Source organism: Micromonospora sp. CNZ303 (assembly GCF_004345505.1).
In genome coordinates this window covers 106,871-120,809 of the sequence record NZ_SLVT01000024.1, presented here as the reverse complement: position 1 = coordinate 120,809, position 13,939 = coordinate 106,871, and the positions used below count along the sequence as shown (strand labels likewise).

The following is a 13,939-nucleotide window of genomic DNA, read 5'->3' as shown; positions in this document are numbered from 1 at the left end:
GAGATCGGTGCCGCGTGCGTGGCCGGCATCCTGAGCCTGGAGGATGCGGCGAAGGCCGTGGCGCTGCGCTCGCGGGCGCTGACGGTGCTGCGGGGGACCGGCACGATGGCCTCGGTCGACCTGTCGGCCGGGGCGGTCGCCGAGCGGCTCGGGGAGTTCCCCGGCGTGGGTGTCGCGGCGGTGAACGGCCCGTCCACGGTCGTGGTGTCGGGTCCGCCGCAGCCGGTGGCCGACCTGGTGCAGGCGTGCCAGGCCGACGGGGTGCGGGCGCGGTTGATCCCGGTGGACTACGCGTCGCACTCGGCCGCCGTGCAGGAGGTCGCCGAGCAGCTTCGCGCCGACCTGGCCGACGTGACCCCGCAGCAGGGCCACACCCGGCTCGTCTCCACGCTCACCGGGGACTGGGTCGACCCGATGTCGATGACCGCCGGCTACTGGTACGACAACCTGCGGCAGACCGTGCAGTTCGAGGCGGCCGTGCGGGTGGCCGTCGAGGCGGGTCACACGACGTTCGTGGAGATCAGCCCGCATCCGGTGTTGACGATGCCGGTGACGGCGATCCTGGATGACGCCGGCGCGAGCGGGTACACGCTGGGCAGCCTGCGCCGGGGTGACGACGACGCGACGCGGCTGCTGACGAACCTCGCCACCGCCCACACGATCGGCCTGCCCGTAGACCTGAGCACGGTCCTCGCCGGGACCGACGTCGTGGCGCTGCCCACGTACGCCTTCGACCGGAGCCGCTTCTGGCCGACCGCGGTGACCGGGCAGGGCGACGCCGAGGAGACCCCGAGCGGCGTCGACTCCGCGTTCTGGGCGGCCGTCGAAGCCGAGGACCTGGCCGCGCTCGCGGAACTCACCGAGCAGGAGGCGGCGGAGTCCCTGGAACGGCTGGGCGCCGCCCTGCCGGTGCTCGCCTCCTGGCGGCGGCAGCAGCGCAACCGGTCCAGCCTCGACGACCTGCGGTACCGCAGCGTCTGGCAGCCGTACACCGGGACACCGGTCAGCTTCCTGCCCGGCGCCTGGTGGGTCGTCGCCGACGAGCGGCACCCGGAGGAGGGCGAGGCCGCGGTGGTCGAGCTGACCCGCCGGGGCGCCGACGTCCGACTGGTGCTGGTGCCGGAGAACCTGACCGACCGGGCCGCCCTCACCGCGCACCTGAGCGGTGCCGTCCGCACCCCCGACGGCGTACCGGCTCCGGTGGACGGGGTGCTGTCACTGCTCGCCCTCGCCGACGGCGCGGTCGACGACACCCAGCCGGTGCCGCCCTTCCTCGCCCGCTCGCTGGCGCTGATCCAGACGCTCGGGGACCTCGACGTCGCCGCGCCGCTGTGGTGCGTCACCCGGGGCGCCGCCGGCACCACCCGCAGCGGCACGCCCGGCCGGCCGGAGCAGTCGCTGCTCTGGGGCCTCGGCCGGGTCGTGGCCCTCGAACACCCCGAGCGGTGGGGCGGCCTGGTCGACGTACCGGCCACCCTGGACGACCACGGCTGGGACCTGCTCTGCGCCGCGCTTGCCGGCCTCGACGGCGAGGACCAGCTCGCGGTCGACGGCGCCACCATCCTCGTCCGCCGGCTGGTGCGGGCGCCCGGCGGTGAGGCGGCCACCGACGAGGCCGGCTACCCGGGCACGACCCTGGTCACCGGCGGCACCGGCGCGCTCGGCGCGGAGGTGGCCCGCTGGCTGGCCGCCCGGGGCGCCGAGCACCTGATGCTGGTGAGCCGTCGCGGCGCGGACGCCCCCGGCGTCGCCGAACTCGTCCGCGAGCTGACCGGGGCGGGCACCCGGGTGACCGTCGCGGCCTGCGACGTGGCCGACCGGGCGGCGCTGGCGAAGCTGCTCGACGAGGTACCCGCCGACGCGCCGCTGACCAGCGTGGTGCACGCGGCCGGCGTCCTGGAGGACGGGGTACTCGACGGGCTCACCGCCGACCGCCTCGCCACCGTCCTGCGACCCAAGGTGCTCGGCGCCCTGCACCTGCACGAGCTGACCGTCGGGCGGGAACTGCGCGCGTTCGTGCTGTTCTCCGCGCTGGCCGGTCAGCTCGGCGCCGCCGGTCAGGGCAGCTACGCCGCCGCCAACGCCTACCTCGACGCCCTCGCCGAGCAGCGGCACCGGCAGGGCCTGCCGGCCACCTCGGTCGCCTGGGGCCCCTGGGCGGCCGGCGGGATGGCCGCCACCGACCAGGCCGTGGAGGAGCGCCGCCGCCGCACCGGCGTGGCGCGCCTCGACACCGAGGCCGCGCTCACGGCGCTCGCGCAGTGCGTCGCGCGGAGCGAGCCGGCGACGATGGTGGCCGGCATCGACTGGGCCCGCTACGTGCCCGGGTTCGTCGCCGTGCGGCCCAGCCCGCTCATCGCGGGCGTGGCCGAGGCGCGGCGGGCCGTCGCCGAGCGGGCCGAGGACACCGGCGTCTCCGCGGAGTCCCTGGCCGCCCTGCTCGCCGGGCAGACCGACGCCGAACGACGCAAGACCCTGCTGGAGCTGGTACGCGGGCAGGCCGCCGCGGTGCTCGGCCACGCCTCGATGGACGCCGTCGAGCCGGACCGGGCGTTCCGCGAACTCGGCTTCGACTCGCTGACCGCCGTGGAGCTGCGCAACCGGCTCACCGCGGCGACCGGCGTCCGGCTGCCCGCCACGGTCGTCTTCGACTACCCGACCGCCGCAGGGCTGGCCGAGTACGTGCGGGCCGCGATCGTCGACGGCGGCGTGGTCGGGGTCGCACCGGTCTTCGGTGAGCTGGACAGGTTGGAAGCGGCGCTCTCCGGCTCGGCGCCGGACCGCAGCGCCCGAATTCGGATCACCGAGCGGCTGCGGGCGCTGCTGGCCTCCCTCAACGAGGCCGACGCGCCGGCGGACGGCGACACCGTCGCCGAGAAGCTCCAGGACGCGACGCCGGACGAGGTCTTCGACTTCATCGACCGCGAGCTGGGGATGTCCTGACGTGATCGCTGCTGCGACGACGGGTCAACACAAGGAGTGCGCGGTCCATGGCTGACGAGGCGAAGCTTCTCGACTACCTCAAGCGGGTCACCGCTGACCTGCACCAGGTGCGCCAGCGCCTGCGCGAGGTGGAGGCCGGTGAACAGGAACCGGTCGCCATCGTCTCCATGAGCTGCCGCTTCCCCGGCGGGGTGCGGTCGCCCGAGGACCTGTGGGAGGTCGTCGCGTCCGGCCGGGACGTGGTCTCCGACTTCCCGGAGGACCGCGGCTGGGACCTCGGGTCGCTCTACGACAGCGACCCCGAGCAGAGCGGCACCTCGTACACGCGGCAGGGCGGCTTCGTCCACGACCTGGCCGACTTCGACCCGGGCTTCTTCGCGATCTCCCCCCGGGAGGCGCTGGCGATGGACCCGCAGCAGCGCTGGCTGCTGGAGACCTCGTGGGAGGCCCTGGAGCGGGCCGGCATCGACCCGCACTCGCTGAAGGGCAGCCGCACCGGCGTCTTCGCCGGCAGCACCGGCCAGGACTACGGCACCGTGCTGATGGGTGCCGCGCAGGGCCTCGAAGGGCACCTGATGACCGGCAACGCCGGCAGCGTGGTGTCCGGCCGGATCGCCTACACCTTCGGGTTGGAGGGGCCGGCGGTCACCATCGACACCGCCTGCTCGTCGTCCCTGGTCGCCCTGCACCTGGCGGGCCAGGCGCTGCGGCAGCGGGAGTGCACCCTGGCCATCGTCGCCGGGGTCACCGCCATGTGCACCCCGGCCGCCTTCGTCGAGTTCTCCCGGCAGCGCGGCCTCGCCGCCGACGGCCGGTGCAAGGCGTTCGCCGCCGCCGCCGACGGGACCGGCTGGTCCGAGGGCGTCGGCGTCCTGGTGCTGGAGCGGCTGTCGGACGCACAGCGCAACGGCCACCCGATCCTCGCCGTGGTGCGGGGCAGCGCGGTCAACCAGGACGGCGCCTCCAACGGCCTCAGCGCCCCGAACGGGCCGTCGCAGCAGCGGGTGATCCAGCAGGCCCTGGCCAACGCCGGCCTCGCCGCCGGTGGCGTGGACGTGGTGGAGGCGCACGGCACCGGCACCCGGCTCGGCGACCCGATCGAGGCGCAGGCGCTGCTCGCCACGTACGGGCAGGACCGGGGGGACTCGGCGCCGCTGCTGCTCGGGTCGGTGAAGTCGAACATCGGTCACGCCCAGGCCGCCGCCGGGGTCGCCGGTGTGATCAAGATGGTGATGGCGATGCGGCACGGCGTCGTGCCGCCCACCCTGCACGTGGACGAGCCGACGCCCGAGGTCGACTGGTCGGCCGGCGAGGTGTCGCTGGTGACCGAGGCGACGCCGTGGCCGGCGGTGGGCCGCCCGCGCCGCTCGGCGGTCTCCTCGTTCGGGGTGTCCGGCACCAACGCGCACACCATCCTGGAGCAGGCCCCGGCGCCCCAGCAGCCCCCGTCGGCCGCCGCCGCGCCGGTGGTCGAGCGGCCGGTCGTGCCGGTGCCGGTGTCGGCCCGGGACGCGGCCGGCCTCGCCGCGCAGGCGGGCCGCTGGGCCGCCCGGATCGCCGCCGACGAGACCCTGCGGCCGGTGGACGTGGCGTTCTCGTCGGTCACCTCCCGCTCCACCCTGGACCACCGGGCCGTGGTCTCCGCGACCGGCCGCGACGACCTGCTGGCCGGGCTACGCGCCCTCGCCGCCGGGGAGCCGTCGGGCGCGGTCGTCACGGGCCAGGCCGGCGGCCGGGGCCCGCTGGCGGTGCTCTTCTCCGGCCAGGGCGCGCAGCGCGCCGGCATGGGCCGGGAGTTGTACGCCGAGTTCCCGGTCTTCGCGACCGCGTTGGACGAGGTGTGCGTGTACCTCGACGCGTTGCTGCCGCGCCCGTTGAAGGAGGTGCTGTTCGCTGCCGAGGGTTCGGCCGAGGCGGAGTTGCTGGACCAGACCGTGTTCACCCAGGCCGGGCTGTTCGCGGTCGAGGTGGCGCTGTTCCGGCTCGTGGGGTCGTACGGTGTGGTGCCGGACTTCGTGGGTGGGCACTCGATCGGTGAGGTCGCGGCCGCGCACGTGGCGGGGGTGTTGTCCCTGGCGGATGCGGCGGCGCTGGTGGCGGCGCGGGGTCGGTTGATGCAGGCGCTGCCCACGGGCGGAGGGATGCTGGCCGTCGCGGCCACCGAGGCCGACGTCCTCGCCACCCTCGACGGCCTCGCCGACGTGGGGATCGCGGCCGTCAACGGGCCCACCTCGGTCGTGGTCTCCGGTGCGGTCGACACCCTTGACGAGGTGGAGCGGCTCTGGCGGGAGCGGGGCGCGCGCACGCGTCGGCTGGCGGTCAGTCACGCGTTCCACAGCCCGTTGATGGAGCCGATGCTTGCCGAGTTCCGGGCGGTCCTGGCCGGGTTGACGTTCTCCGCGCCGGCGTTGCCGGTGGTGTCGAACGTGACCGGCGCGCTCGCCGACGCCGACGAGATCCGCACGGCCGACTACTGGGTGCGCCACGTCCGGCAGGCCGTCCGCTACGCCGACGGGGTCGCCGCGCTGCGGGCCGCCGGCGTGGACACGTTCCTGGAGATCGGGCCGCAGAGCGTACTGACCGCGATGGCGGCGGACATCCTGCCCGGCGACGACGGCGTGCTGGCCGTCGCCGTGCAGCGCAAGGACCGGCCCGCCGTGCACGGGCTGCTAACCGGGCTGGCCGAGCTGCACGCGCACGGGGTGGCCGTCGACTGGCAGCCGTGGTTCGCCGACACCGGCGCGCGGCGGGTGGACCTGCCCACGTACGCGTTCCAGCACCAGCGCTACTGGCCCGAGGCGGGCGCCGGGTGGACCGGCGACGTCACCGCGTTCGGCCTGCGGCCCGCGCAACACCCCCTGCTCGGGGCCGCCGTCGGCGTCGCGCACGCCGAGGGCTTCCTGTTCACGGGCCGGCTGGCCCGGCGTACCCACCCGTGGATCTCCGACCACGTCGTCTTCGACACCGTGCTGCTGCCCGGCACGGGCTTCGTCGAACTCGCCCTCCAGGCGGGCGCGCACGTCGGCGCGGACCACGTCCGCGAACTCACCCTGGAGTCGCCGCTCATCCTGCCGGAGACCGGGGGCGTCGACATCCAGCTCTGGATCGGCCCGGCGGACGAGACCGGCTGCCGGTCCGTGTCGCTGCACTCCGCCCAGGACGACGAGCCGGCCGAGGGCGAGCGGCCCTGGACCCGCAACGCCAGCGGCGTGCTGGCCAGCGGCCCGGCCGTGCCGAGCGGCCCCGCCGGCTGGTCCGACCTGACCACCTGGCCCCCGCCGGGCGCGACCGAGGTCGGCACCGACGACCTCTACCTGAACCTCGCCGCCCAGGGCTACGACTACGGCCCGTCCTTCATCGCCCTGCGCTCCGCCTGGCGGCGCGGCGACGACCTCTTCGCCGAGCTTGCGCTGCCCGAGGCCCCCGCCGCCGAGGCCGGCGGGTACGGCCTGCACCCGGCCCTGCTCGACGCGGCGCTGCACACCCTCGGCCTGACCACGCCGGCCGGGGAGCCGTCCGGGGCGGACATGCCCCCGGGGTACGGCCGGCTGCCGTTCTCCTGGAACGACGTCGCCCTGCACGGCGCCGGCGCCGCGGCGGCCCGCGTCCGGGTCTCGCACACCGGCCCCGACAGCATCTCGCTGCTGCTCACCGACGTCACCGGCGCGCCCGTCATCTCCGTCGGCTCCCTGGTCCTGCGGCCGGTCTCCGCCGACCAGCTCCGCACCGCCTCCGGCGGCGGCGCCGAGTCGCTGTTCCGGGTCGAGTGGGCCCCGCTCGCGCTGCCCGCCGGCCCGTCCACCGTCGACTGGGCGGTCATCGGCGACGCGGCGGCGCTCACCGACGCGGTCGCCGCCACCGGCACGACCGTGGCGGCGTACGCCGACCTGACCGCCCTGGCCACGGCGATGGACGACGGGACGGACGCACCCGGCGTGCTGGTCGTGCCGTTCCTCGACCCGCCCGCGTCGGCGGACGTGCCCGGGGCCGTCGCCGAGGTGACCCACCGCGCCCTCGCCGTGCTCCAGCAGTTCCTCGCCGACGACCGCTACGCGGCCTCCCGGCTGGTGGTGCTGACCTCGGGTGCGGTCGCCACCGAATGGGACACCGACCTGACCGACCTGGCCGGCGCCGCCGTGATCGGCCTGCTCCGCTCCGCCCAGTCGGAGAACCCCGACCGGTTCGTGCTGGTCGACGTCGACGACATCGCCGGCTGCGCCGCCGCGCTCGTCCCGGCCGTCGCCACCGACGAGCCGCAGGTCGTGATCCGCGCGGGCGTCGCCGCCGGCGCCCGGCTCACCCGGGTCCCCGCCCCGAGCGAGCCGCCGGCCGCCCCGTTCGACTCCGACGGCACCGTCCTGATCACCGGCGCCACCGGCACCCTCGGCCAGCTCATGAGCCGGCACCTGGTGGACACGTACGGCGTCCGGCACCTGATCCTCACCAGCCGGCGCGGCCGCGCCGCCGGAGGCGTCGCGGAGCTCTGCGCCGAGTTGGAGGCGCGCGGCGTGAGCGTCACCGTCGCCGCCTGCGACGTCGCCGACCGCGCCGCCGTGGCCGAACTGCTGGCCGGCATCCCGGCGGAGCACCCGCTGACCGCCGTCATCCACGCCGCCGGCGTCCGCGACGACGGCGTCATCTCCTCGCTCACCCCCGAGCGGATGGACGGCGTGCTGCGGCCCAAGGTCGACGCCGCGTGGCACCTGCACGAGCTGACCGCCGACCTCGGCCTGAAGGCGTTCGTCTCGTACTCCTCGCTCGCCGCCACCGCCGGCGGCCCGGGCCAGGGCAACTACGCCGCCGCCAACGCGTTCCTCGACGGGCTGGCCCAGCACCGCAAGGCGCGCGGCCTCGCCGCCCTCACCCTCGCCTGGGGGCTCTGGGCCGACCGCAGCGGCATGACCACCGAGCTGGACGACGTCCACCTCAACCGGATCTCCCGCTCCGGCGTCGCCGCCATGGAGGCCGAGGAGGGGCTCGCCCTCTTCGACGCGGCCTGCCGCACCACCGACGCCGCGCTGGTCCCGGCCCGGCTGGACCTCGCCGCGATGAAGGTGCAGTTCGCCGGCGGGAGCATCCCGCCGCTGTACCGGGCGCTGATCCGCATGCCCGCGCGCGCCGCCGCGGCCACCACCGGCGCGTCGCTCGTGCAGCAGCTCGCCGGGCTCGGCGACGCCGAGCGGGCCGCCGCGCTGGTCGAGATCGTCCGGGGCCAGGCCGCCGCCGTGCTCGGCTACCCCGACCCGGCGGCCATCGAGCCGCGCCGGGCGTTCAGCGAGTTCGGCTTCGACTCGCTCACCGCCGTCGAGATGCGCAACCGGCTCAACAACGCGTTCGGGATGCGGCTGCCGGCCACCCTCGTCTTCGACTACCCGACCCCGCACGACCTGGCGGCCTTCCTGGGTACGGAGATCGCCGGCACCCCGGTCCCCGTGCGACCCACGACGACCGCCGTGCCGGTCGGCGACGACGAGCCTCTCGCGATCATCGGCATGGCCTGCCGGCTGCCCGGCGGCGTGTGGTCGCCCGACGACCTGTGGCGGCTGGTGGTCGACGGCGTCGACGCGATCAGTGACCTGCCGACCGACCGGGGCTGGGACCTCGACAGCCTCTACAGCCCCGACCCCGACGCCCCCGGCACCTTCTACGCCCGCGGCGGCGGCTTCCTCAGCGGCGTCGACCGCTTCGACCCCGGCTTCTTCGGCATCTCGCCCCGCGAGGCCCTGGCCATGGACCCGCAGCAGCGGCTGCTGCTGGAGACCACCTGGGAGTCCTTCGAGTCCGCCGGCATCGACCCGACCGACGTACGGGGCAGCAGCACCGGCGTCTTCGTCGGCACCAGCGGCCAGGACTACGGCTCGCTGCTCGCGTACTCGCCGGAGGCCGCCGAGGGCTACATGCTGACCGGGATGACCAGCAGCGTCATCTCGGGACGGGTGGCGTACACGTTCGGGCTGGAGGGGCCGGCGGTGTCGCTGGACACCGCCTGCTCCTCGTCGCTGGTCGCGCTGCACTGGGCCGGTCAGGCGCTGCGGCGCGGCGAGTGCGACATGGCCCTCGCCGGCGGCGTCATGGTGATGGCCACCCCGACCGCGTTCGTCGAGTTCTCCCGGCAGCGCGGCCTCGCGGCCGACGGCCGGTGCAAGTCGTTCGCCGCGTCCGCCGACGGCACCGGCTGGTCCGAGGGCGTCGGCATGCTGCTCGTGCAGCGGCTCTCCGACGCCCGCCGCCAGGGTCGCACCGTGTACGCGGTGGTGCGCGGCTCCGCGATCAACCAGGACGGCGCCTCCAACGGGCTGACCGCCCCGAACGGACCCTCGCAGCAGCGGGTGATCCGGCAGGCCCTCGCGTCGGCACGACTCACGACCGCCGACGTGGACGTGGTCGAGGCGCACGGCACGGGCACCACCCTCGGCGACCCGATCGAGGCGCAGGCCCTGCTCGCCACGTACGGGCGGGAGCGGCCCGCCGACCGGCCGCTGCTGCTCGGTTCGATCAAGTCGAACATCGGCCACGCCCAGGCCGCCGCCGGTGTCGCCGGCGTGATCAAGATGGTGCAGGCCATCCGGCACGGCCTCGTCCCGGCGACGCTGCACGTGGACGAGCCGTCGCCGCACATCGACTGGACCTCCGGGGCGGTGGAGCTGGCGACGGAGTCGCGGCCGTGGCCGGCCGTGGACCGGCCGCGCCGGGCGGCGGTGTCGTCGTTCGGCATCTCCGGCACCAACGCCCACGTGATCATCGAGCAGGCCGACGAGCCGCAGGCCGTGGCTCCGGCCGAGCCCGGCCCCGGGCTCGTGACCGCCGACGCGGTGCTGTGGTCGCTGTCGGGGCGGTCGAAGGGCGCCCTGACCGGCCAGGCGGCCCGCCTGGCGGAGTACGTGCGCGAGCGCGGCGACATCGACGCGGCGGCGGTGGGCTGGTCCCTCGCCGCCACCCGGTCGACGTTCGACCAGCGGGGAGCCGTCGTCGGGTCGAGCCTGGAGGAGCTGCTGGCGGGGCTGGACGCCCTGGTGTCGGGGACGCCGGCCGGCAACGTCGTCGCCGGCACCGCCACGCCCCACGGCGCGGGCCCGGTGTTCGTGTTCCCCGGCCAGGGTGCGCAGTCGGCGCGGATGGCGGCCGGCCTGGTGGGTCGTACGCCGGTGTTCGACGCCAGGTTGGCCGAGTGCCAGCGGGCCCTCGCCCCGTACCTGGACGTGGACCTGGTGTCGGTGTTGACCGGTGACGACGAGTCGTGGTTGGGGCGGGTCGAGGTCGTGCAGCCGGTGCTGTGGGCTGTCGGCATGGCCCTGGCGGCGGTGTGGCAGCACGCCGGGGTCACCCCGGCTGCGGTGGTCGGCCACTCGCAGGGTGAGATCGGTGCGGCCTGCGTGGCCGGGATCCTCAGCATCGAGGATGCGGCGAAGGCCGTGGCGCTGCGCTCGCGGGCGCTGACGGTGCTGCGGGGCACGGGCACGATGGCCTCGGTCGACCTGTCGGCCGGTTCGGTGGCCGAGCGGCTGTCGGCGTTCCCGGGTGTCGGGGTGGCGGCCGTCAACGGCCCGTCCACCGTCGTGGTGTCGGGTCCGCCGCAGCCGGTGGCCGACCTGGTGGAGTCCTGCCAGGCCGACGGGGTGCGCGCCCGGCTGATTCCCGTGGACTACGCCTCCCACTCGGCCGCCGTGCAGGAGGTCGCCGAGCAGCTTCGCGCGGACCTGGCGGACATCACCCCCCAGGCCGGTCACACCCGGCTCGTCTCGACGTTGACGGGGGACTGGGTCGACCCGATGTCGATGGACGCCGCCTACTGGTACGACAACCTGCGGCAGACCGTGCAGTTCGACGCCGCCGTGCGCGTGGCCGTCGCCGCCGGGCACACGACGTTCGTGGAGATCTCGCCGCATCCGGTGTTGACGATGCCGGTGACGGCGATCCTCGACGACGCCGGCGCGAGCGGGTACACGCTGGGCAGCCTGCGCCGGGGTGACGACGACGCGACGCGGCTGCTGACGAACCTCGCCACCGCCCACACGATCGGCCTGCCCGTAGACCTGAGCACGGTCCTCGCCCGCACTGACGTCGTCGCGCTGCCCACGTACGCCTTCGACCACCAGCGGTACTGGGTCGAGCCGCCGCTGCACCGGGCGCAGGACGTCAGCTCCGCCGGCCTCCAGGACGCCGGGCACCCGCTGCTCAGCGCCACGCTGACCTTCCCCGACAGCGAGCGGATGGTCTTCACCGGGCGGCTGTCGGTGCGTACCCACCCGTGGCTCGGCGAGCACCGGGTGATGGACAACATCCTGCTGCCCGGCACCGCCTTCGTCGAGCTGGCCACGTACGCCGGTGAGCAGGCCGGCTGCCCGACGGTGGAGGAGCTGACCCTGCTCGCCCCGCTCGTCCTGCCCGAACTCGGCGCGCTCCAGGTGCAGCTGATGGTCGGCGACCGGGACGACGACGGGCGGCGTACCGTCCAGCTCTACTCCCGGCCCTACCGGGACGGCTCCGACGAGATCCTGGCCGACGTCGCCTGGACCTGCCACGCCACCGGACTGCTCGGTCCGCAGCCGGCCGACGCCGCGCCCGCCTTCGACCTGGGGGTGTGGCCGCCGCCCGGCGCGACGCGCGTCGAGGCCGACGACTTCTACTCCGGCATCGAGGCGACCGTCTTCGGGTACGGCCCGGCGTTCCGTGGCCTGCGCGCCGCGTGGACCCGTGACGACGAGGTCTTCGCCGAGGTCGAACTGCCCGCCGACCACCACGCCGAGGCCGGCCGCTTCGGGGTGCACCCGGCGCTGCTGGACGGCGCGTTGCAGGCCATGTCGATCGGCGGCTTCCTCGGCCGGATGGGCGACGGCGCCGACGCCACCGTGCCCCGCCTGCCGTTCGCCTGGACCGGGGTGTCGCTGCTCGCCGCCGGGGCGACCGCCCTGCGCGTACGCGTCGCCGCCGCCGGCGAGGTCGGCGTCTCCTTCCAGGTGGCCGACGCCACCGGCGCCCCGGTACTGCACGTCGACTCGCTGATCATGCGCCGGGTCTCCGGCGACTCGCTCGGCGCGGCCCGCTCCGGCCGGCACGAGTCGCTGTTCCAGGTGGACTGGCCGGCGCTGCCGGTGCCCACCGGTCCCGTGCCGGCCGCCACCCGCTGGGTGGCGCTGGGCGACGACCTGGCGCTCAGCGCCGCCTGCGAGGCGGCCGGTGCCCGGGTGCGTACCGACGTCGGCCTCGACTCGCTGGGCGACCTGCTCGCCGGGGGTGAGCCGGCGCCCGAGGCGGTGATCGTGCCGATCGGCGACGCCGGGGACCCGACGGACCCGGCGCTGGCCCGGCAGGCGCGGGCCACCACGCACCGTACCCTCGCCGCGTTGCGGACCTGGCTCGCCGACGACCGGTTCGCCGAGTCCCGGCTGGTGCTGGTCACCCGCGACGCGGTCGCGGCAGGCGAGCAGCAGGTGGTCAACCTGCGCCAGGCCCCGGTCTGGGGTCTGCTGCGCACCGCCCAGCTCGAACACCCGGGCCGGTGCCAGCTCGTCGACCTCGACGACACCCCGGACAGCGCCGCCGTGCTGGCCGCCGCGATCGCCTCCGGCGAGCCGCAGGTCGCCGTGCGGGCCGGGCAGGTGCGCACGCCACGGCTCGGGCGGGTCCCGGCCGGCGTGGAGCCGCTGCCCGGCGGCATCGACCCGGACGGCACCGTGCTGATCACCGGCGGCACGGGCGTGCTGGGCCGCATCCTGGCCCGCCACCTCGCCACCACCCACGGCGTACGGCACCTGCTGCTGGCCGGGCGGCGCGGCGCGGCGGCCGAGGGGATCGACGACCTCCTCACCGAACTCGCCGGCGCCGGTACGGAGGTGACCGTCGCGGCCTGCGACGCCGCCGACCCCGACGCCCTGTCGGCGCTGCTGGCCGGGGTGCCCGCGGCGCACCCGCTCACCGCCGTGGTGCACGCCGCCGGCGTCCTCGACGACGGCGTGCTGGAGTCGATGACCCCCGAACGGGTGGACGCGGTCGCCGTGCCGAAGATCGACGCGGCGTGGCACCTGCACCGCCTCACGGCCGACGCGAACCTCGCGGCCTTCGTCCTCTTCTCCTCGGCGGCGGCCACCCTGGGCAGCGCCGGCCAGTCCAACTACGCGGCGTCGAACGCCTTCCTCGACGCCCTCGCGGCGCACCGCCGGGCCCGCGGGCTCGCCGGCATCTCGCTCGCGTGGGGCCTCTGGGAGCAGGCCAGCGGCATGACCGGCCACCTCGGCGACGACGACGTGCGGCGGATGGCCGAGCAGGGCGCCGCCGGCCTCGCCACCGAGCAGGCGCTGAACCTCTTCGACGCCGCGTGGCGGCTCGACGCGGCGGCCGTCGTGCCGATGCGCCTGGACGTCGGGACGCTGCGCGGGCAGGCCGAGGCCGGCACCCTCGCGCCGATGCTCCGGGCCCTGGTCCGGGTGCCGCTACGGCGCTCCGTCGACGCCACCGGCGCCCGCTCCGGCGGGGTGCAGCTCAGCCAGCGGCTCGCCGGCCTGGCCGGCCCGGAGCGGCTCAAGGTGGTGCTCGACGTGGTGCGGGCGAACATCGCCGCCGTCCTCGGCCACGCCGGTGCCGACGCCGTCGACCCGAACCGGCTCTTCACCGACCTGGGCTTCGACTCGCTCACCGCCGTCGACCTGCGCAACCGGCTCAACGGCCTGTCCGGGCTGCGGCTGCCGGCGACGCTGGTCTTCGACTACCCGACGCCGACCGCGCTCGCCGAGAAGCTGACCAGCGAGATCGCCGCCGACGCGGCGCCCTCCACGCAGCCCCTCTTCCAGGGCATCGACACGGTGGAGAGCCTGCTCAACGCCATCCCGCTCGATCCGGCGGCCCGGGCCCGGTTCACCGCCCGGATGCAGGACCTGCTCGCCAAGGCGTCCGACCTGGCGGCCGGACCCGCCGCCGAACCGGACCGGCCCGACCTCGACTCGGCCAGCGACGACGAGATCTTCGACTTCATCAGCAAAGAGTTTGGAATCTCCTGAGA

General features: G+C 75.6%; 2 protein-coding genes. Both read left to right on the top strand.

Features of this window, described 5'->3' with window-relative positions:
* On the top strand, window positions 1-2,943 hold a 2,943-nt coding region (locus EV374_RS28740; protein WP_132240287.1), incomplete at its 5' end, for an SDR family NAD(P)-dependent oxidoreductase.
* An 11-nt stretch (window positions 2,944-2,954) separates the two neighbouring features.
* Window positions 2,955-13,937 (top strand): type I polyketide synthase, encoded by a 10,983-nt coding sequence (locus EV374_RS28735; protein WP_486486018.1) that lies wholly within the window; start codon window positions 2,955-2,957, stop codon window positions 13,935-13,937.
* Window positions 13,938-13,939 lie beyond the last annotated feature (2 nt).